The sequence below is a fragment of the Zavarzinia sp. CC-PAN008 genome (assembly GCF_051903925.1).
Taxonomy (GTDB): domain Bacteria; phylum Pseudomonadota; class Alphaproteobacteria; order Zavarziniales; family Zavarziniaceae.
On record NZ_CP173678.1, the window covers coordinates 3386554 to 3407750 of the forward strand.

17 protein-coding genes are annotated in these 21197 nt (G+C 69.2%); 10 read left to right on the forward strand and 7 right to left on the reverse strand.

Annotation, left to right across the window (positions count from 1 at the left end; genetic code table 11):
* Positions 1-38 precede the first annotated feature (38 nt).
* Positions 39-896, reverse strand: a complete 858-nt coding sequence (locus tag ACI6GS_RS15930; RefSeq protein ID WP_439814434.1) for an alpha/beta fold hydrolase — start codon at positions 894-896, stop codon at positions 39-41.
* A gap of 116 nt (positions 897-1012) precedes the next feature.
* Here ACI6GS_RS15930 and aspS point away from each other — a divergent pair, with 116 nt between their 5' ends.
* Genes aspS through ACI6GS_RS15955 form a run of 5 tightly spaced genes read left to right on the forward strand, consistent with a single transcriptional unit; the run spans position 1013 to position 5301 of the window.
* The gene (aspS, locus tag ACI6GS_RS15935; protein WP_439814435.1) at positions 1013-2821 is read left to right on the forward strand and encodes an aspartate--tRNA ligase; all 1809 of its coding nucleotides are present in this window, start codon (positions 1013-1015) and stop codon (positions 2819-2821) included.
* A 34-nt stretch (positions 2822-2855) separates the two neighbouring features.
* Complete coding sequence (locus ACI6GS_RS15940; RefSeq protein ID WP_439814436.1) at positions 2856-3494, forward strand: glutathione S-transferase family protein; 639 nt, start codon at positions 2856-2858, stop codon at positions 3492-3494.
* Between the two features lie 4 nt (positions 3495-3498).
* Positions 3499-3777, forward strand: a complete 279-nt coding sequence (locus ACI6GS_RS15945) for a hypothetical protein (RefSeq protein ID WP_439814437.1) — start codon at positions 3499-3501, stop codon at positions 3775-3777.
* Positions 3778-3814: 37 nt separating this feature from the next.
* Positions 3815-4639, forward strand: a complete 825-nt coding sequence (locus ACI6GS_RS15950) for an SDR family oxidoreductase (RefSeq protein ID WP_439814438.1) — start codon at positions 3815-3817, stop codon at positions 4637-4639.
* 32 nt (positions 4640-4671) lie between these two features.
* Complete coding sequence (locus ACI6GS_RS15955; protein ID WP_439814439.1) at positions 4672-5301, forward strand: hypothetical protein; 630 nt, start codon at positions 4672-4674, stop codon at positions 5299-5301.
* On the opposite strand, the gene ACI6GS_RS15960 is transcribed toward ACI6GS_RS15955, so the two are convergent.
* From ACI6GS_RS15960 to ACI6GS_RS15970, 3 genes are all read right to left on the reverse strand, one after another.
* Positions 5273-6667, reverse strand: coding sequence for a sensor histidine kinase (locus tag ACI6GS_RS15960; protein ID WP_439814440.1), 1395 nt, complete (start codon positions 6665-6667; stop codon positions 5273-5275). The genes ACI6GS_RS15955 and ACI6GS_RS15960 overlap by 29 nt on opposite strands.
* A gap of 39 nt (positions 6668-6706) precedes the next feature.
* Positions 6707-7378, reverse strand: a complete 672-nt coding sequence (locus ACI6GS_RS15965) for a winged helix-turn-helix domain-containing protein (RefSeq protein WP_439814441.1) — start codon at positions 7376-7378, stop codon at positions 6707-6709.
* A 135-nt stretch (positions 7379-7513) separates the two neighbouring features.
* Complete coding sequence (locus ACI6GS_RS15970) at positions 7514-9046, reverse strand: DegQ family serine endoprotease (protein WP_439814442.1); 1533 nt, start codon at positions 9044-9046, stop codon at positions 7514-7516.
* A 275-nt stretch (positions 9047-9321) separates the two neighbouring features.
* Between ACI6GS_RS15970 and mprF the strand changes: the two genes are divergently transcribed.
* Together mprF and ACI6GS_RS15980 are read left to right on the forward strand one after the other, a co-directional pair.
* Positions 9322-11946, forward strand: a complete 2625-nt coding sequence (gene mprF, locus ACI6GS_RS15975) for a bifunctional lysylphosphatidylglycerol flippase/synthetase MprF (protein ID WP_439814443.1) — start codon at positions 9322-9324, stop codon at positions 11944-11946.
* A complete protein-coding gene (locus ACI6GS_RS15980) occupies positions 11943-13271 on the forward strand; it encodes a virulence factor family protein (RefSeq protein WP_439814444.1) in 1329 nt (442 codons plus the stop codon). Before mprF ends, ACI6GS_RS15980 begins: the two co-directional genes overlap by 4 nt.
* Positions 13272-13770: 499 nt before the next feature.
* Here ACI6GS_RS15980 and ACI6GS_RS15985 read toward each other — a convergent pair whose 3' ends face one another.
* Complete coding sequence (locus ACI6GS_RS15985) at positions 13771-17412, reverse strand: vitamin B12-dependent ribonucleotide reductase (RefSeq protein ID WP_439817984.1); 3642 nt, start codon at positions 17410-17412, stop codon at positions 13771-13773.
* A gap of 212 nt (positions 17413-17624) precedes the next feature.
* Here ACI6GS_RS15985 and ACI6GS_RS15990 point away from each other — a divergent pair, with 212 nt between their 5' ends.
* The 3 genes from ACI6GS_RS15990 to ACI6GS_RS16000 all read left to right on the forward strand — a co-directional run bounded on the left by ACI6GS_RS15990 (position 17625) and on the right by ACI6GS_RS16000 (position 19198).
* Entirely contained in the window at positions 17625-18014 is a 390-nt protein-coding gene (locus ACI6GS_RS15990; RefSeq protein WP_439814445.1) for an NADH:ubiquinone oxidoreductase subunit NDUFA12, read from the forward strand.
* A 30-nt stretch (positions 18015-18044) separates the two neighbouring features.
* Positions 18045-18569 carry an outer membrane lipid asymmetry maintenance protein MlaD gene (mlaD, locus tag ACI6GS_RS15995; RefSeq protein ID WP_439814446.1) on the forward strand — a complete coding sequence of 175 codons (525 nt, stop codon included), beginning with the start codon at positions 18045-18047 and terminating at the stop codon, positions 18567-18569.
* A 92-nt stretch (positions 18570-18661) separates the two neighbouring features.
* Positions 18662-19198, forward strand: coding sequence for a DUF2155 domain-containing protein (locus ACI6GS_RS16000; RefSeq protein WP_439814447.1), 537 nt, complete (start codon positions 18662-18664; stop codon positions 19196-19198).
* Here the strand turns inward: ACI6GS_RS16000 and aat are convergent.
* Entirely contained in the window at positions 19147-19797 is a 651-nt protein-coding gene (gene aat / locus ACI6GS_RS16005) for a leucyl/phenylalanyl-tRNA--protein transferase (RefSeq protein WP_439814448.1), read from the reverse strand. The two genes, ACI6GS_RS16000 and aat, sit on opposite strands and share 52 nt — an antisense overlap.
* A gap of 52 nt (positions 19798-19849) precedes the next feature.
* Complete coding sequence (gene accC / locus ACI6GS_RS16010) at positions 19850-21196, reverse strand: acetyl-CoA carboxylase biotin carboxylase subunit (protein ID WP_439814449.1); 1347 nt, start codon at positions 21194-21196, stop codon at positions 19850-19852.
* Position 21197 lies beyond the last annotated feature (1 nt).

The following is a 21197-nucleotide window of genomic DNA, read 5'->3' on the forward strand; positions in this document are numbered from 1 at the left end:
GCGGAGCGCGACGCGTCTCGAAGCATCTGTAGCAACGCTCACACCGGGTTAGCGCGCACGTGCGCCAGCAGTTCTTCCGTCACCCGGCCCGCCACCTCGTCGGTGATGAAGTGGTCGACGCCGTCCAGTTCCACGAAGCGGAAGGGGCCTGAGACATGGGCCGCCGTGCCCTCCGCCGCCATGCGTCCCACCGTCGAATCGGCGGTGCCCCAGAGGTAGAGGGTGGGCACCGTGATCGTGCCGATGGCGGCACGCAGGCCGACATTGGCGCGGTACCAGGCCAGCGCCGCCTCCATCGCGGGTGCGCTGTTCAGCGTGCCGACATAGTCGGCGACCGCCTGGGGTGGCACCTTGGCATGGGCCAGCAGGGAGCGCAGGCGGGCCGCGTCGTCGGCCAGCAGCTGGCCGCCCGTTTCCGCCGACAGGAACGCCTTGTGATGGCGCGAACGGTTGGCCTGCTCCGGGTCGTCCTTCATCGCCGCGATGAAGGACTGGGGATGCGGCCGCGACAGGATGGTGAGCGACGCGACGCGCGCGGCATGGGCGTCGGCGACACCCCAGGCGACCTGTCCGCCCCAGTCGTGGCCCACCAGGTGGAAGCGGCGGTCGCCATGGCCGGCCGCGGCAATCAGGGCGATGACGTCGCCGACCAGATGGGCGAAGTCATAGTTCGCAAGGTTGGCGGGGTCGGGCCGGGCGCCGGGGGAATAGCCACGCTGGTCCGGCGCCAGGGCACGGTAGCCGGCAGCGGCCAGGGCGGGAACCTGGTCCCGCCAGGTATGGCGCGACTGGGGAAAGCCGTGCAGCAGCACGACCAGGGGCGCGTCGGCGGCGCCGGCGTTCCAGGCCTGGAAGGTCAGGCCGGCATCGGTCTTGAGGTCGATCAGATCGGTCATGCTGTCCAGGCCCTCCCGTGCCTGTTTGGGGCGTCTTTGGCGCCTTCCTGCGCGGCGCGGCTTGCCTCGCCCACGCTGCACTTCTACAACGGCGCGACCTGAGGAATCCGAGTTTCATGCACCCTTATCGCAGCCATACGTGCGGCGCGCTGCGCCCTTCCGATGTCGGCCAGACCGTGCGCCTGTCCGGCTGGGTCCATCGCAAGCGCGATCACGGCCAGCTTCTGTTCATCGACCTGCGCGACCATTACGGCATCACGCAGTGCGTGGCCGAGACAGACAGCGCCGCCTTTGCCGGCATGGATTCGGTGCGGGCCGAAAGCGTCGTCTGCATCAACGGCAAGGTCGTCGCCCGCAGTCCCGAAACGGTGAACGCGCAGCTGCCCACCGGCGCCATCGAGATCCGCGTCGAGTCGTTCGAGGTACTGGGGGCTGCCGAGGAACTGCCATTCCCGGTCTTTGGCGATCATGACCTGCCCGAGGACATGCGCCTGCGCTATCGCTACCTGGACCTGCGGCGCGAGGGGCCCCACCGCAACATCATGCTGCGGGCCAAGGTCATCCAGTCGCTGCGCCGGCGCATGGTCGACCAGGGCTTTACCGAGTTCCAGACGCCGATCCTGACGGCCAGTTCGCCCGAGGGCGCGCGCGACTTCCTGGTGCCCAGCCGCATCCATCCGGGCAAGTTCTATGCGCTTCCCCAGGCGCCGCAGCAGTTCAAGCAGCTGATCATGGTGGCCGGCTTCGACCGCTATTTCCAGATAGCACCCTGCTTCCGGGACGAGGATGCGCGCGCCGACCGCTCGCCGGGCGAGTTCTACCAGCTTGATCTTGAGATGTCGTTCGTGACACAGGACGACGTCTTTGCCGCGGTCGAGCCGGTGATCCACGGCGTCTTCACCGAATTCTCGGACAAGACGGTGACGGACGCGCCATTCCCGCGCATCCCCTTTGCCGAGTCGATGCTGAAATACGGCAACGACAAGCCGGACCTGCGCAATCCGCTGGTCATCACGGACGTCACGGAGGCCTTCCGCGGGTCGGCCTTTGGCCTGTTCGCCCGGGCGGTCGAGGCGGGTGGCGTGGTGCGGGCCATCCCGGCCCCCGGTGCCGGCGACCGGCCGCGCAGCTTCTTCGACAAGCTGAACGACTGGGCGCGTGGCGAAGGGGCAGGGGGCCTGGGCTATGTGGTGTTCGCGGCCGACGGCGATCGCGGCCCGATTGCCAAGAACCTGGGGGCGGAGCGTCTGGCCCAGTTGCGCGAACTGACCGGGCTGAAGGACGGCGATGCCGTGTTCTTCGCGGCCGACAAGGCGCCCAAGGCGGCCAGGCTGGCGGGCCTGGCCCGCACGAAGATCGGCGAGGAACTGGGCCTGATCGAGCAGGGCACCTTCCGCCTGTGCTGGATCGTCGACTTCCCCATGTTCGAATGGGACGAGGACGAGAAGAAGGTCATCTTCAGCCACAACCCGTTCTCGATGCCGCAGGGTGGGCTTGAGGCGCTGGAGACGCAGGACCCGCTGACCATCAATGCCTATCAGTACGACATCGTCTGCAACGGCGTAGAGCTGTCTTCCGGGGCCATCCGGAACCATCGCCCGGACGTCATGATCAAGGCGTTCGACATTGCCGGCTATCCCCAGTCGGAAGTCGAGGCGCGCTTCGGTGGCATGTTGAACGCCTTCCGCTATGGCGCGCCGCCACATGGCGGCATCGCACCGGGCGTCGACCGCATCGTCATGCTGCTGGCGGACGAGCCCAACATCCGCGAGGTGACGCTGTTCCCGATGAACCAGAAGGCGCAGGACCTGATGATGCAGGCCCCGGCCGAGGTTTCGAACAAGCAGCTGCGCGAACTGCACATCCGCCTTGCCGTGCCCGAGGCCAAGCCGGAGCAGAAGCCTGTGCCACCCAAGGCCGACTGAACCGGGCCAACGACGACAACAAGGGAAACGTCCGATGATCCTCTATGGCAGTGGCCTCTCCCCCTTCGTCCGCAAGGTCCTGGTCGCGGCAGCCGAGAAGGGCATCAGCTTCGATCACAAGCCGGTGCCGCCGCAGGACAAGTCGCCCGACTTCCGGGCGGCGAGCCCGTTCGGCAAGATTCCGGCCCTGGTGGACGGTGACTTCAGCGTGGCCGACTCGACGGCGGTCCTGACCTATTTCGAGGCGCTGAAGCCGGAGCCTGCCCTGCTGCCGGCAGCAGCCAAGGACCGCGCCCGCGCCATCTGGTTCGAGGAGCTGGCCGACACGATCCTGGTGCCGGTGATGGCCAAGATCTTCCAGAACCGGGTGCTGAAGCCGCTGTTCTTCAAGCAGCCGGGCGACGAGACGGCGGCCCACAGGGCCGAGACCGAGGAACTGCCGCCGATCCTGGACTATCTGGAAGGCCAGGTGAGGCCCACCAACACCCTGGTGGGCGACAGCTTCAGCCTGGCCGACCTGGCGGTCAGCAGCCCGTTCGTCAATATGGCCTATGCCAATGTGACGATCGACCCGGCCCGCTGGCCCAAGGCGGCGGCTTGGCTGGCGGTGACGCAGGCCCGGCCCAGCTATGTCGGCGTGCTGGCGGCCGAGCGGAAGCTGATCGGTCGCTGACGGCGTGATCACGCCCGACCATATCGCCCTGGCCGGCGGCCTGCTGTGGCTGGTCGCCTGGGCCCTGGCGGTGGGCATGGCCCTGCGCCTGGTGCGCCTGCGCCGCCCCGACCTTGGCCTGTGGGACCTTGCGGTGGGTGGCTACCGGTTCTTCCGCCGCGACACCTTCGTCGCGGGGGCGGAGGCCGATCGTGCCCACCGGCTGTTCCTGCTGGCGGTGCTGGGGGCGGCGATCGCCCTCGCGCTACTGGTCACCGGGGCGGTGATGGCTGGCCAGTTCTGATACCCCCGCGTTCGAGATCCGAAGGAAGCGACAGTCCATGGCCCATGTCCTGATCACCGGCTGCTCCAGCGGCTTTGGCCTGCTGGCTGCGCGGACGCTGGCGGCCTATGGCGACCAGGTCACGGCGACCGCGCGCAAGCCGGCGGAGGCTGCGGCGCTGCAGGCCCTGGCGGCGGAAGCCGGGATCCATGTCCTTGCCCTGGATGTCACCGATGCGGCGTCGGTGGCCGCCTGCATCGCCGCGGCGGAGGCGATCGCCCCCATCGACGTCCTGGTCAACAATGCCGGCGTCGAGTTGCGCGGACCCATCGAGGAGACGTCCGACGCCGATGCCCGCTGGCAGTTCGAGACGAACGTGTTCGGCGTCCTGAACATGCTGCGCGGGGTGGTGCCGCTGATGCGCGGGCGGGGACGCGGCGTCATCGTGAATGTCTCGTCAGTCTCGGGCCTGGTGGCGCGGCCATATACCGGCCTCTACTCGGCATCGAAGTTCGCGGTCGAGGCGATCACGGAATCGCTGCACTACGAGGTGCAGCCCTATGGGATCCGTGTGGCCCTGGTCGAGCCGGGGCAGTTCGCGACCAGCCTGCACGCCAACATGCGCAAGGCCTTTGCGCCCGATTCGCCCTATGCCGAGCGTTCGGCCCGCTTCGACACGGCGATCCTCAAGCTCAATCCCACGGGGGAGCGCGGCAACCCGCAGGATGTGGCCGACGCGATCCTGCACGCGATCCATGGCGAGGCGACGAAGCTGCGCCACCTGGTCGGCCAGGACGCCAAGATGGCGGCCGGTGCCAAGAGGCAGATGGAGTTCGAGGTCTTCGAGCAGACCATCCGCGCCGTCCTGGATTGGCACGACTGAGCGGCCTTCGCTGCCAGCGGGCCGGTTGAGCCGTGCGGGCCAACCCCCGCCCCGGCCGGCTGTGGTGGGGCCTGTCGCTGGCCGCGTCGACGGCCCTGCTGCTGGCCGGCATGGTCAGCCTCGCCAATTGCGCGCGCGAATGGCAGCTCAACCGCCGGGCCGGCGACTGGCAGAGCGTCGACGGCCGGATCGAGGCGGTGACGGTGGTGGCCGAGCGCGACTGGCTGCGCGCCCTGGTCGAGGGACCGGAGGCCGACGCCCAATACGCGGCGCCGCCGCGCAGTTCGGGCGAATGGCTGGACCGCATCGACGAGGCGGCGACCCGCTACCTGATCCGGGTGCGCTATCGCGTGGCGGTCGAGGGGCGGGAGGTCGAGGACGAGGCGACCGCGCCCCTGGGCGCTGACCTGGTCCTGCGCTCGCGCAGTGCGGCGGAGGTGATTGCCGGCACCTTCCGGCCAGGCGCGCCGATCGCCGTGTACGTGCTGGGCGGCGACACCGACACGACGCGCCTGCAGCCGGTGGAGGTGCCGCAGGCGCGGCTGGTGCCCTGGGCGCTGGGCTCGTTCCTGCTGGTCGTGGCCGGAGCGATGGGCCTGCGTGGCCAGTTGGCGCGCCTGCCCGGGCGGACCGTCAGGGCGGGAAGGTCAGGCTGGCGGTAAGGCCCCGCGCGCCATTGGCCAGGACCAGGTCCGCCTTGTGCAGGCGGGCGACCGCCGCAACGAGACTGAGCCCGAGGCCGCTTCCGGGGGTCGAGCGGCTGCTCTCCACCCGATAGAAGCGCTTTGTCACCTCGCCCAGTTCGGCCTGGGGGATGCCGGGTCCCGAATCGGCGACGCGCAGCTGGACCCGGGGCTCGGCCACCAGCTGGACCGCGACCGTGCCGCCTGCGGGCGTGTACTTGATCGCGTTGTCGATCAGGTTGGCGACTGCCTCGCCCAGCAGCTCGCGGTGGCCGGTCACGCTGATCCCCTCCGGCACGGTGACCGAGAGGACGATGCGCTTCTGCTCCGCCGCGGGTTCGTAGAGGTCGAGCACGGTGTGCACCGCCTCGCTGATGCTGATGCCGGGGGTCAGCGCCACTCCCCCCGATTCGGCCGTGGCGATGGTGAGAAGGGCGGAGAAGATCGCGGTCAGGCGGTCGATCTCCTCGACGCTGTACTCCATCGTCGCGCGCAGCCGCTCGACATCCGTCTCCTCGGCCAGCGCGTGCTCCAGGCGGGCGCGGACGCGGCTCAAGGGGGTGCGCAAGTCGTGGGCGATGTTGTCGGTCGCGTGGCGCAGGTCGGCCATCAGGTGCTCGATCGAATCGAGCATGTCGTTGACCGAGCGGCCAAGCTCGTCCAGCTCGTCGCGCTGGCCATCAACGGGCACGCGCCGGCCAAGCGATCCCGCCATGACATCCCGCGCCACCGCGTTGATCGCACCGATCCGGCGCATGACGGTGTTGGACAACAGCACGCCGCCCAGCGCGCCCAGGGCCACCACCAGGACCAGCGCGATGCCGCCCAATGTCACCAGCCGGCTGCGGATCTCCAGCAGGGCTTCGCGGTCCTCCGCCACCAGCAGGCGATAGCCGCCGGCCAGGGTGTAGACCTTGCCGATCGCGGGCTGGACCATCTGCTGGTCGCCGCGGGTGACGGTCAGGCCAAATTCCAGCCAGCCTTCGGAATCGATGCGGCCGGGGGGCCATTCCGACAGGTTGCCCAGGGGCTGGGGCAGGCCGGGCCCCATCAGCATGTAGAGCGTGGATTGCCGGCTGGTCGTGCTGCGGAGTGCGATCGCCTGGATCAGGCCGGGCAGGCCGTCGCGCTGGTACTGCTCGCGCAGGCCCTGGACCTGTGCCTCGATCACCGCCTCGATCTCGTTCTCGATCAGCTGGGTGGTGGTCGCATAGATGAACACCAGGATGAGGGCGACGGACGCCGCGAAGGAACCTAGATAGGCGACGATCAGACGGAACGTGGTCGAGCGCACCAAGTCGGCCAGGGGTCCCCGCTGCCGCCCGGGCCCTTCGCTCACCGCCATCTGGCGAGACTGCCGGGGAGACAGGACTGCCCGCGCGCCCTATTCATGAATCGAGTAGCCGGCGCCGCGGACGGTGTGGATCAGGGGGCGGCCCTGGTCGCGGTCGATCTTCTGCCGCAGGCGGGCGATGTGCACCTCGATCACGTTGGTCTTGGGATCGAAGTGATAGCCCCACACCGCTTCCAGCAGCATGGTGCGGGTGACCACCGCGCCGGCATTCCGCATGAGGTATTCCAGCAACGCGAATTCGCGCGGCAGCAGATCGACCACATGGCCGCCACGCCGGACCGTTCGGGACAGCAGGTCCATCTCCAGGTCCGCGACCTTCAGCACCGTCTTGACCTGGCCGCCGGCATGGCGCCGGCCCAGCGCCTCCACCCGCGCCAGCAGTTCGCTGAAGGCATAGGGCTTGGTCATGTAGTCGTCGGCCCCGGCGCGCAGGCCGGTCACCCGGTCGTCGACCCCGCTGAGCGCGCTGAGGATCAGGGCCGGGGTATAGATCTCGGCCCCGCGCAGCACCTCGATCAGGGATACGCCATCGCGGCCCGGCAGCATCCGGTCGACGATCAGGATGTCATAGGGCTCCGACCCCGCCAGGAAGAGGCCGGTCTTGCCGTCGGCGGCGTGGTCGACGACGTGGCCCGCCTCCTTCAGCCCCTTGACGATGTAGCGCGCGGCGTCCTGGTCATCCTCGATCAGCAGGATCTTCATGATGCCATAGGGTCCCTGGGAAGGCAGGATGATGGGGCGCCCGGCCCGGCGCGGGCCCATGTCCCCCGCGCCGAACTCGGGCGCCCCATCCTAGCCTTCCCCCGCGTAGGGGGAAGGCTTGGCCAAGGTCGGGGCTCAGGCCTTGGCGAAGGGCAGGGCGACGAAGCGGCTGGCGCCGTCGCGCCCCGTGACCAGCAGCAGGGCGGCGTTGCGGCCCTCGGACTTGGCCTGCGTCACCGCGCTGTTGAACTCCTGCGGCGTGGTCACGGCGCTGGAGCCGACCTTCTCGATGATGTCGCCAGGCTGCAGGACCTCGGCCGCGCGGCCATCGACATCGGTCACCACCACGCCAGACACGTCGCGCGGCAGGCCCATGCGGCGGCGCAGGTTGTTGGTCAGGGGTTCGACCCGCACGTCGGCCACGGTCGCGGCCTCCTGCTGCTGCTCGGCACCGGACCCGTCGCCGCGCGACGCCATGCGGTCCTGGTCCTTCAGCGCCTCGATCCGGACGTCGATCGTTCGCGGCTGCCCGTCGCGGATGATGGCGACGCGGTAGGACTGGTCCGGCTTGGCCTGGGCCACGGTGCGGGTCAGGTCGCGGACGTCGCCGATCGTCGTCTGGTCGAACTTCGTGATGACGTCGCCGGTGCGGAAGCCGGCCTTATGCGCCGGGCTGTTGGGCAGAACCTCCGCCACCAGGGCACCGGTCGATTCCCCCGTTGCACCCTTCTCAAGGCCCAGGGCGCCGGCCAGGTCTTCGGTCACCGGCTGGATCTGCACGCCAAGCCAGCCGCGGGCGACGGTGCCCGACTCGCGCAGCTGCGCCACGATCGACTTGACCAGGTTGGACGGGATGGCGAAGCCGATGCCGACGCTGCCGCCATTGGGCGAGAAGATGGCCGTGTTGATGCCGATCACCTCGCCATTGGTGTTGAAGGTGGGGCCGCCGGAATTGCCCGAGTTGATCGAGGCGTCGATCTGCATGTAGTCATCATAGGGGCCGGAATGGATGTCGCGGCCCAGGGCCGAGACGATGCCGGCCGTCACCGTGCCACCCAGACCGAACGGATTGCCGACCGCAAGCACCCAGTCGCCGACCGAGACACGGCCCGAATCGCCGAACTGGAGATAGGGCAGGGCGGCACCCGTATCAATCTTGAGCAGGGCGACGTCGGTCTTGCCGTCGGTGCCCACAACGGTCGCCTTGAACTGGCGACCGTCCTGCAGGGTCACGGTGATGTCGCTGCCATGGTCCACGACATGGTTGTTGGTGACGATGTAGCCCGCCGGGTCGATCACGAAGCCGGAGCCGGCGGCCATGCCGCGGCGCTCGCGCGGCTGCTGCTGCGGGGGCACCGGCAAGCCGAAGCGGCGCATGAACTCCTGCATGTCGGGATCGCCGAAGGGCATGGCCTGGGGCCCGTCCGCCTCCTGCGTGACCTGGGCCGTGATGTTGACGACGGCCGGCGTCACCCGCTTGGCCAGGTCCGAGAAGCTGGGCAGGGTGACGAGTGCCGTGGCACCCGCGGTGACGGGCCCGGCATTGACCGCTGGCGCCTGGTCGGAGGCCGCCAGGACATAGGTGCCGGGGATCGCCAGGGCCAGGCCGAAGGCCAGCGCGCGCAGCGAGGTGCTCGACCGTAGACGGAGGAAGCGAGGGGACGTCATCGGGACCAGGTTCCTTCTTCGACCAATCCGTATCCTGTGGGCGGGCGGTCCGTGGCGGGCCGCCGCCTGATGCCCCTCTACTTAGGGAGGCAGGGCTGATCGCGGGATGTGCCGCAGATTAAAACTTCGACATGCAGACCGGCCTGGCGCGTCGCGACCGGCGACCCGCCCGTGCCCGGAGCATGAACGCGAATTCATGGCCCTTTGATCCCGGCGACAGGCGGACAGGCCTAGATCCTGGCCCCAGGTGGTCCTTCGGGTGCTGGGACATGACAATGACGGAACGACTGGACGAAGCGTCCGGTATGCGCGATGGCGAAGCGCGGCCGGTTGCACGAGCGCGTCCAACCATGCTCGGCTGGGCCAGGGCACACGCCACGCCGATCGTGGCCCTGGCCCTGTTCGGCCTCGCGCTCTATGCGGTGCGCCTGCTCCTGGCGGAGATCGACTTCGACCAGGTGATGGGCGAGATCCGCACGCTGCCGGGCAGCGCGGTGCTGTGGGCAGTCGGCCTTGCCGGCCTGAGCTACCTGGCCCTGACCTTCTATGACGTGTCGGCCCTGCGCTGGGCAGGCGTCAAGCTGCCCTATCGGACCGTCGCCTTTGCCTCGTTCGTCTCCTACGCGATCTCCAACTCGGTCGGCTTCGCCCTGATCAGCGGCGGCTCGGTGCGCTACCGTCTCTATGCCGCCGCCGGCGTCGGGCCCGGGCGCATTGCCCGCATCATCGCCTTCTGTGGCATGGCCTTTGCCGTCGGGCTCAGCATCGTCGGCGGCCTTGGCCTGCTGCTGGCGCCCAGTGCCGTGGCACCCCTGCTGCACGTTTCTGCGGGCGATGTGCGGCTGGCCGCGGCGCTGGTCATGCTGGCAGTGGCAACCGGCCTGACCTTGGCCGCGGTCCGGGGGGGCAGCCTGCGGATCCTGCGCTGGACGGTGCCGCTGCCCCCGGCCTCGCTGATGGCGGCGCAGCTCGTGGTGTCCGCCGTCGACCTGGTCGCCAGCGCCGCCGTCCTGTGGGTCCTGCTGCCGGGCGGCCACGACCTGGCCTTTACCGGCTTCCTGGCGATCTATTGCGCGGCCCTGGTCGCCGGCCTGGTCAGCCACGTGCCGGGCGGCATCGGCGTGTTCGACGCCGTGATCCTGCTGGGCCTGGGTCCGTTCATGCCAACCGACGCGGTGGCCGGCGGCCTGGTCCTGTACCGTGCGATCTATTACGTCCTGCCGCTGATCGCGGCGGGCCTGGCGCTGGGCCTGCGCGAGGTCCGGGCCCAGCGCCTGCCGCTTCGCCTGGTCCGTGGCATTCCAGCGTTCCTGGCGCCGATGGTGCCGATGCTGGTGGCGGTGCTGGTCTTCGCCGGCGGCGTCGTCCTGCTGGTGTCGGGCGCGACGCCCGCCCTGGAGTCGCGGCTGGATGCGGTCGGGGCGGTGCTGCCCGTCGCCCTGGTCGAACTGTCCCATCTGGTGGGCAGCATCGTCGGCCTGGGCCTGCTGGTCCTGGCCTATGGCCTGTACCGGCGGCTGTCGGGCGCGCTGGCGCTGGCCGCGCTGCTGTGCGCGGTGGGCGCCGTCGTCTCGCTGGCCAAGGGCTTCGACTATGAGGAGGCGGCCGTGCTGACGGCCGTTCTGGGCGTTCTGCTGGCGACCCGGCGACAGTTCTTCCGGCCGGCGCGCCTGCTGTCGCTCCGCCCCGACGCGGGCTTTGTCGCGGCGGTGGTGGCGGTGCTGATCGGCACGCTGGCGATCCTGCTGTTCGCCTACCAGAACGTGGGCTACGAGCGCGACCTGTGGTGGCAGGTTGAGCTGTCGGCGGAGGCGCCACGGGCCATGCGGGCCCTGCTGGCCGCCGGGATCTGCGCCAGCATCCTGGGCCTGGCCCTGCTCCTGCAGCCGCCGCCGCCGCGCATCCGCCTCGCCAGCCCGGAGGAGATCGCGCGGGCCCGCGCGATTGCCGGCCGCAGCCCCGACACCCGCGCCAACCTGGCCCTGATGCGCGACAAGTCGCTGCTGTTCTCGCCCCGTGGCGGCGCCTTCCTGATGTACGGCGTGCATGGCCGCAGCTGGATCGCGATGGGGGATCCCGTCGGCGCGCAAGAGGAATTCGCCGACCTGCTGTGGGAGTTCCGCGACCTGGTCGACCGTCATGGCGGCGTGGCCGCCTTCTACGAAGTGATGGCCGAGTGCCTGCCCGTCTATGTCGATATCGGCCTGACCCTGGTGAAGATGGGGGAGGAGGCGGTGATCGACCTGGAGGCGTTCTCGCTGGAGGGCGCCAGGCGCCGCGACCTGCGCTATGCGGCCAACCGGGGCGAACGGGACGGCCTGTGCTTCGAGGTCATCCCCCGGGCGGAAGTCCCCGCGCACATGGCGGCCCTGCGCCAGGTCTCCGACGCCTGGCTCGAGGGCAAGCGCGCGACGGAGAAGGGCTTCTCGCTTGGCGCCTTCGATCGCGCCTATCTCGCGAACTTCGATATTGCGACGGTCCGCGTGGGCAGCCAGATCGTGGCCTTTGCCAATCTGTGGCAGGCGGCACCGGGGACGGAGGCATCGCTGGACCTGATGCGCTTCGTGCCCAACCTGTCGCCGGTCACCATGGACTACCTGTTCATCCACATGCTGCTTTGGGCCAAGGCGGCGGGGTTCCGGCGCTTCAGCCTGGGGATGGCGCCGCTGTCGGGGCTGGTCACGCGGCGCAGCGCCCCATTGTGGCAACGCCTGGGAGCCCTGCTCTATGCCCATGGCGAGCGGCTCTACGGCTTCCGGGGCCTGCGCGCCTATAAGCAGAAGTTCCAGCCCGACTGGGAGCCGCGTTACCTGGCCTGTCCCGCAGGCCTGGCGCCGGCGCTGGTCCTGGCCGATGCCGCGGCGCTGATCCGCCGCCGGCCCGAGGGAGACGACCGGTGAGCGGGCGCCGGATGGTCGGCCGCCTGCGCCTGGCCCTGGCCGGGGTGATCGCGGCTGTGGCGATTGCCGGGTTCCTGCTCCTGATGCCACCGGCGGTGCGGGTGGCACGGCTGGTCGACCACCAGGCCGGCACGGTGCGCGTGGTCGACCCGGGCAACGCCACCAGTGCCGTCCTGGTCCTGTCGGATGCCGGTGGCTGGACGACCGCCGACGACTCGCTGGCCCGCCGCCTGAGCCATGGGCGTCGCCTGGTGATCGGCGTCGACAGCGCCAGCCTGACGGGCCATCTGCTGGCGCAGGCCAAGCCAGCGGATACCTGCCTGTGGGTGATGGGCGACCTGGAGCGGCTGAGCCAGCAGATCCAGCGGGCGCATGGTGTCGCGCGCTATCGCCCGCCGGCGCTGGTCGGGTCGGGCGCCGGCGCGCGCCTGGCCTATGCCGCCCTGTCCGAGGCGATGCCCGCGACCTTTGCCGGCGCGGTCGGGATCGGCTTCGACCCTGTCGTGCAGGACCGCCTGCCGCCCTGCATGACACCGGATGCGGTCCGCGACGGGGCAACCCTGCGGCTGCCCCCGGCGGCGTCGCTGCAGGGCGTGTGGCGTCCGCTCGATGTCGGGGCCGAGCAGGAGGACCGGGTGGAGGCGCAGGTCTCCGCCATCCTGACCGACCCCAGCCTACCGGCTGAGGTGACCGACCTGCCGCTGGTGGAACTGCCAGCCCAGGGCGAGTCGCCGATCCTGGCGGTGATCCTGTCGGGTGATGGCGGCTGGCGCGACATCGACCGGCAGATCGGCGAGCGCTTCCAGGCGGAAGGCATCGCGACCGTGGGCCTCGACTCGCTCCAGTACTTCTGGTCGCGGCGCACGCCGCAGGAGGTGGCGGACGACCTGGGCCGGACGTTGCGCACCTACATGAAGCGCTGGGGCAAGACGCAGGTGCTGCTGGCCGGCTATTCGTTCGGCGCCGACGTCCTGCCCGCCGCCCTGAACCGCCTGGCGCCGGACCTGAAGCCGTCGATCCGCCTGGTGTCGCTGATCGGCTTTGCCCCGCGCGCCGATTTCGAGATCACGGCGGAGGGGTTCTGGGGCAGTTCGAGCTCCGACTCCATCGCGACGGGGCCGGAAGTGGCGCGGCTGTCGGGCTATCGCCTGGCCTGCGTCTTCGGCAGCGAGGAGACGGAAGCCGATTCGGCCTGCCGCTCCGCCACGATGGACGCCGCAACCCGGATCGAAATGCCGGGCGGCCACCATTTCGACGGCCAGTACCAGCAGATCGCCGACCGCCTGCTGGCGCTGTTCAACGACGCGGTGGCGGCGAAAGGGTGACGACATCACCGGCGCGGCGGTCCGGGTCGGGGACCGCCATCACGGGCGATGCGTCCAGGGCAGCGGACGCACCGCCCGGACCCGCAAGGGGCGCCGGGATTCCGGATTGGTTAGTGCCCGGGCGAACCGCTCCAACCCACTCTTCCTACGTACCCCGGTTTATCCGGGGCATCCATGGGCCAACGGTTCCGCCTGCTTGACGGGTCAGTCCATGGGTCCCCCGGATAAACCGGGGGACGTAGGGTGTAGAGGTTCTAGCGCCTCTGCCCCAATTTCATAAGGCTCTAGGAGTTTTTGGTGTCCCGACCGTCAGGCTCCTTCGCGACGCCTTTGAAGGGGCCATCGCTTTGCTTCACTTCCATGAACCGGCCGCTACGTTCGTCGCGCTTTTGCCAATGACCGTCGTCCCTCTCAAACTGGGCCCGTCCGGTCACTGCGCCCCTGCGAAAATCGTTGCCTGTGTTCTTGGCCATTGGAACACCCTTCGAGACTCACATCGTCAGCTGCAGCCGCTGGTGGAGCCGCAGGTGTCGCACTTCATGCAGGTGCCGTTGCGCACCAGGGTGAAGTTGCCGCACTCGCCGCAGGCATCGCCCTCATAGCCCTTGATCCGGGCCTCGGCCGCGCGCTGCTGCGCGGTGGCGGCAGGACGGGACAGGGTGGTCGTGCCGCCCCCGCCGCCACTGGCCATCACCGCCGCCGCGGCCCCACCGCCCGCCGCCGCCCGCTGCGTCTGGAGGACGTAGAGGTTGCTGCGCACGAAGCCGGCCGAGGCAAAGGCCGTCGTCTGGTGGCGGTCGTCCATCATGGTCGGCATGGCCGCCTCCCGCACCGGCAGGGCGCTCTCCTCGATCCCGTCGCCCAGCGCATCGTGGCGCAGGTCGTCCGGCTCGACATGGGCAAGGTCGCTGCGGCCCAGGTACGAGATCGCCAGTTCGCGGAAGATGTAGTCGAGGATCGACGTCGACATCTTGATCGCGTCATGGCCCTCGACGATGCCGGACGGCTCGAAGCGGGTGAAGGTGAAGGCCTCCACGAACTCCTCCAGCGGCACGCCGTACTGCAGGGCGAGCGAGATGGCGATCGCGAAATTGTTCATCAGGCTGCGGAAGGCGGCACCTTCCTTGTGCGTGTCGATGAAGATCTCGCCCAGGCGGCCATCATGGTACTCGCCCATGTGGAGATAGACCTTGTGCCCGCCCACGGTCGCCTTCTGGACATAGGACTTGCGCCGGTTGGGCAGGCGCTCGCGTGCCGCGCGGCGCTCCACGATGCGCTCGCGCTCGATGATCTTCTCGACGATGCGCTCGGCCACCAGGGGGATGCGGGCGGCGGCCGTCTGCTCGTCCTCCTCCGCTTCCTCCTCCAGGATCTGCGCCACCAGCGGCTGGCTCAGCTTGGAGCCGTCGCGGTAGAGGGCATTGGCCTTCAGCGCCAGGCGCCAGGACATCATGTAGGCCTGCTTGCAGTCCTCGATCGTCGCCTGGTTCGGCATGTTGATCGTCTTGGAGATGGCGCCAGAGATGAACGGCTGCGACGCCGCCATCATCAGGATGTGGCTCTCCCACGACAGGTAGCGGGTGCCAGTGCGGCCGCAGGGGCTGGCGCAGTCGAACACCGCCAGGTGCGCGGGGTCGAGGCCGGGCGCGCCTTCCAGCGTCATCGTCCCGCAGCAGAACGTGTTGGCGGCCTCGATCTCCTGCTTCGTGAAGCCGATGGCGCTCAGCAGGTCGAGCGAGGCATCCGACAGCTGCGTCTCGCTCAGGCCCAGCACGCGGGTGCAGAAGTCGTCGCCCAGGGTCCAGCGGTTGAAAGCGAAACGGATGTCGAAGGCGGTCTTGACCGACTGCTCGATCGCGTCGATCTGCGCCTTGGCAAAGCCGCGCGCCTGCAGCGCCGCATGGTTGACGCCCGGCGCGCCGTCCAGCGTGCCGTGGCCCACGGCATAGTCGACGATGGTGCGGATCGCGTTGTCGCCATAGCCGAGCGAGGCGAGCGCCTGGGGCACGACGCGGTTGATGATCTTGAAGTGCCCGCCGCCGGCCAGCTTCTTGTACTTCACCAGCGCGAAGTCGGGCTCGATCCCAGTCGTGTCGCAATCCATGACCAGGCCGATCGTGCCGGTCGGCGCGACCACCGTCGCCTGGGCATTGCGGAAGCCATGGATCTCGCCCTGGGCCAGGGCCAGATCCCAGGCCGCCGTGGCCGCGGCGGCCAGGGCCGCGTCCTTCAGCGCACCATGGTCCAGCGCCACCGGCAGCGTGCGCAGGCCCTCATAGCCGGCCACCTCGCCATGGGCGGCGCGGCGGTGGTTGCGGATCACGCGCAGCATGTCGGCGCGGTTCTCGGCATAGCCGGGGAAGGGGCCAAGCTCAGACGCCATCTCGGCCGAGGTCGCATAGGACGTGCCGGTCATCAGGGCGGAGATGGCGCCGCACACGGCGCGGCCCTCGGCGCTGTCATAGGGCAGGCCGCTGGCCATCAGCAGGCCGCCGATATTGGCAAAGCCCAGGCCCAGCGTGCGGAAGCGCCAGGACAGGTCGGCGATGCGGCGGCTGGGGAACTGCGCCATGGCGACCGAGATCTCCAGCACCACCGTCCACAGGCGGCAGGCGTGAGAGAAGCCGTCCACGTCGAACGTGCCGTCGTCCTTGCGGAACTGCAGCAGGTTGATCGACGCCAGGTTGCAGGCCGTGTCGTCCAGGAACATGTACTCGGAGCACGGGTTCGAGGCGCGGATCGGTCCCGACTGCGGGCAGGTGTGCCAGTCGTTGATCGTGTCGTGGTACTGCAGGCCCGGGTCGGCGCAGGCCCAGGCGGCCTCCGCGATGCTGTCCCAAAGGCGGCTGGCGTTCACGGTGCGGGCGACCTTGCCCGTCGTGCGCCAGGTGAGGTTCCAGTCGGCCCCGGCCTCGGCAGCGTCCAGGAACGCATCCGTGACGCGCACCGAATTGTTGCTGTTCTGGCCCGAGACGGTCAGGTAGCCGGCCGAATCCCAGTCGGTGTCATAGGTCTCGAACTCGATCCTCCTATGGCCCTGGCGGGCGACCTGGATCGCGCGCTGGATCGCGGCCTCGGGGATCTGCGACTTGCGGGCGGCAATGATCTCCTGCTTCAGCGCCCTGTTGTGGCGCGGGTCGAAGCGCTCCTCGCCCTCGGCCCCGTGAATCGCGCCCAGGATCTGGTTGAGGTGGCGCTCGGCAAGCTTCGAACCGGCGACGAGGGCCGCGACCTTCTGCTCCTCGACCACCTTCCACGACACGAACGCCTCGACGTCGGGATGATCGACATCGACCACGACCATCTTGGCCGCGCGGCGCGTGGTGCCGCCCGACTTGATGGCCCCGGCGGCCCGGTCGCCGATCTTTAGGAAGCTCATCAGGCCCGACGACTTGCCCCCGCCCGAGAGCTTCTCGCCTTCGCCACGCAGCGCGGAGAAGTTGGAGCCGGTGCCGGAGCCGTACTTGAACAGGCGGGCCTCGCGGACCCACAGGTCCATGATGCCGCCCTCGTTCACCAGATCGTCCTCGATCCCCTGGATGAAGCAGGCATGGGGCTGCGGCCGCTCATAGGCGCTGGTCGAGGCAACGACCTCGCCCTTCGTCTCGTCCATGTAGAAATGGCCCTGGGCGGGACCGTCGATGCCATAGGCCCAATGCAGGCCGGTGTTGAACCATTGGGGGGAGTTCGGTGCCGCCATCTGGCGCGCCAGCATCGCCGCCAGTTCGTCGCGGAAGGCGCGGGCATCGCCCTCGCCGTCGAAATAGCCGCCCTTCCAGCCCCAATAGGTCCAGGTACCGGCCAGCCGGTCGAAGACCTCAACCGCCTTCGACTCGCCGCGCGTGCGCTCGTCCTTGGGCAGCTTCGCGATCGCCTCGGCATCGGCCTCGTGGCGCCACAGCCACGCGGGCACGCCGTCCTCCGGAACAGGCTTCAGCACGGCAGGGATGCCGGCCTTGCGGAAGTATTTCTGCGCCAGCACATCGCTGGCGACCTGGCTCCACTCGGCGGGGACCTGGATGTCGGCCGCGCGGAACACGATCGATCCGTCGGGATTGCGAATCTCGCTGGCGGTCGTCCGGAACGCGATGTCCGCGTAGGCGCCTTTGTCCGAAGTCGTGAATCGCCGCTCGATCCGCATCACTCATGCCCCCTTGTGCTGGACGCAGATGGTGGGCCGAGCGGGGCGGGGACGTCAAGATGTAGTGGCGCAACACCTGGCGACACACCTGATCTAGCGCGGTGCGTACGCTTTGCGCTTGCCAACTCGGCAGAATCGGCCGCCATCCGCAGAACTGGACGCAGGCAGGTCACGGTGCCATAGTTCGCGCCGTTCCTGAACAAGCCGCGACGATGGCCCTGAAGAGCTTCCTCCTCCACGCGCTCACCTGGTGGCACGACAGCACGCTGGGCACCGCCCTGTTCACGCGCCGTCGGGGTGAGAAGGTCGGCACCGACGCCCAGGGCAACACCTATTACCGCGAGCGGAACGGCGCCAAGCGCTGGGTCATCTACAATGGTGACATCGAGGCCTCGCGCATTCCGCCGGAATGGCATGCGTGGCTGCACCGGCTCAGCGACGCGCCGCCCAGCGAGCGGCCGCTGCCGGTCAAGCCGTGGGAGAAGGACCACCTGCCCAACCGCACCGGCACGGACGAGGCTTGGCGCCCACCCGGCAGTCTGGTGGGTGAGGCCGCACGCCCCCGTGCGACCGGCGACTATGAAGCCTGGACGCCGTCCTGAGTGGCGGCATGAGCGTGGGGCAGTTTAAGAATGGGCGGTAACATCCTGGAGACGTTGATCGGCGCCGTGGTCCTGGTGATCGCGGGGCTGTTCGTCGCCTTTGCCTACAGCACGACGGGCGGCGCATCCGGCAGCGGCTATGCGCTGGTCGCGCGGTTCGATCGCGTCGACGGCGTTGCCGCCGGGGCCGACGTGAAGCTGTCGGGCATCAAGATCGGCCAGGTGACCAGCAGCACGCTGGACCACAAGACGTTCCAGGCGATCGTCGGCCTCAACATCCAGCAGGGCATCGAACTGCCGGACGATTCGTCGGCGCGCATCACGACCGAGGGCCTGCTGGGCGGCACCTATATCGCGATCGAGCCCGGCGGCAGCGACAAGAACCTGGCGCCGGGTGGCGAAGTCCGCTTCACCCAGGGTTCGATCGACCTGATGACGCTGATCGGGCATGCCGTGTTCGGCAGCAGCGACAAGCCCGGCGGCAATGGCGCCGCACCCGCGCCCGAGGGTGGTCTTGGCGAGACCGGCCTGGGCGCGCCGGCCGGGGCGCCCTGATCGGCTGGCCCCGCGGCGACCATCACCCTGCCATGTTCGGCAGCGATACTGCCGCCTTGCCTGCCCCACGCTGCGGGGCGCCTGGAAACCCGATGCCGATGATCCGTTGCGTGCGCGCCCTGGCGGGCCTGGCCCTGCTTGCCCTGTTGTCCCTGACGACACCCGTCCTGGCCCAGGATCCGGCGGCACCGTCCCCGGGCGGCGATTCGCTGCCGGGGGAGCAGCTGCCGCCCGAGGAGACGGTGCCGGACGAACCGGCGGCGCCGGCTCCTCCGGCGGAGGCGCCCAAGGCGGAGGACCAGCCGGTCACGCAAGGGGCCGCCGTCACCGTGCTGCAGGCGCTGGACAAGGTGACAGGCCGCATCACCACGATCGAGGTGCCGCCAGACGGCACCGTGCGCTTCGGCTCTCTGGCGATCACGTCGCGCGCCTGCCGCGAGAAGCCGGTCGAGGAGGCGCCCGAATCAGCCGCCTTCCTGGAAATCGCGGAGATCCAGCCCGACCAGCGACCGGTGCCGATCTTCTCGGGCTGGATGTTCGCGTCCAGCCCGGCGCTGTCGTCCCTGGAACACCCGGTCTATGACGTCTGGGTGATCGACTGCAGGATGGCGGCGCCCGGCAGTCCCTGAGGCAGGGCGAAGAAGTCCGCCTGTTCGGCCAGGGCTGCGTGCAGCAGGCCCAGATATTGCGGCCGCGGTACTTCGATCGCGCCGAACTGGCCCAGGTGGCGCGTCACGAACTGGGTATCCAGCAGCCGGAAGCCGCCGGCCTTCATCCGCGCCACAAGGTGGACCAGGGCGATCTTGCTGGCGTCGTCGGCGCGGCTGAACATGCTTTCGCCGAAGAACGCCGCGCCCAGCCGCACGCCGTACAGCCCGCCGACCAGCGTATCGCCATCCCAGGCTTCGATCGAATGGGCATGGCCCTTGGCATGCAGCGCCGAATAGAGCCGCACGATGCGATGGCTGATCCAGGTGGTGCGCCGCCCCTTGGCCGGCTCGGCGCAGGCCTCGACCACCTGCTCGAAGGCGGTGTCGATCCGGATCACATAGGGCTCGCGCCGCACCACCTTGGCCAGGCTGCGCGGCACGTGGAAATCGGCCAGGGGCAGGATGCCCCGGCGCTCCGGATCGACCCAGTAGAGCCGGTCGTCCCGCCGGTGCTCCGCCATCGGGAAGATCCCGCGCGCATAGGCATCGAGCAGGAGTTCCGGGGTGATCCGGGTCATCGGTGCCATGCCTGCGACGTGTGGCCCTGTCCTCTGTCGGCCCTGGATCCGGTTACTTGTCCTGGGCGGCGATCAGCTCTTCCAGCCAGTGGATGTGATAGTCCCCGTTCACGAAATCCGGTTCCTGGATCAGCCGCAGGTGCAGCGGGATCGTGCTTTCCACCCCGCCCACGACATATTCCTCCAGCGCCCGGCGCAGCCGCATCAGGCATTCGTTGCGGGTCCTGCCACTGACGATCAGCTTGCCGATCAGACTGTCGTAATAGGGCGGGATGCGATAGCCGGCATAGACCGCCGAATCGACCCGCACGCCCAGCCCGCCGGGTGGGTGATAGTCGTTGATCCGCCCGGGCGAGGGGGCGAAGGTGCGCGGGTTCTCGGCATTGATGCGGCATTCGATGGCATGGCCCTCGAACGTCACGTCCCTCTGCGCGAAGGACAGCGGCGAGCCGGCAGCGATGCGGATCTGCTCGCGCACGATGTCGACCCCGGTGATCGCCTCCGTCACCGGATGCTCGACCTGCACGCGGGTGTTCATCTCGATGAAGTAGAACTTGCCGTTCTCGAACAGGAACTCGACCGTGCCGACGCCGAGATAGCCCAGCTTGCGCATCGCGTCCGAGACGATCTCCCCGATCTCGTCGCGCTGGGCCGTGTTGAGGGCGGGGGAGGGTGCCTCCTCCAGGACCTTCTGGTGACGTCGCTGCAGCGAGCAGTCGCGCTCGCCCAGATGAACCACGCCGCCCTGGCCGTCGCAGATCACCTGGATCTCGATATGCCGCGGCCGTTCCAGGTACTTCTCGATATAGACGGAATCATCACCGAACGCGGCCTTTGCCTCGGACCGGGCGGTGGACAGGGCGATGCCCAGCTGCGACTCGTCGCGCGCCACCTTCATGCCGCGCCCACCGCCGCCGGCCGAGGCCTTGATCAGCACCGGATAGCCGATGTCGGCGGCCAGGCGCTTGGCCTCGGCCTCGCTCTCGACGGCGCCGTCGGAACCGGGCACGCAGGGAATGCCCAACGTCCGCACCGTCTGCTTGGCGACGATCTTGTCGCCCATCATGCGGATATGGTCTGGACGCGGGCCGATGAAGGTGAAGCCGTGCTCCTCAACGATCTGGGCGAAGTTGGCGTTCTCGGACAGGAAGCCATAGCCCGGGTGGATGGCGTCGGTGCCCGTGATCTCGGCAGCCGCGATGATCGCCGGCACATTGAGATAGGACTTGGCCGAGGGCGGCGGCCCGATGCAGACGCTCTCATCCGCCAGGCGCACGTGCATGGCGTCGGCATCGGCCGTGGAGTGCACGGCAACGGTCGCGATCCCCATCTCGCGACAGGCGCGATGGATCCGCAGCGCGATCTCGCCCCGGTTGGCGATCAGGACCTTGTCGAACATC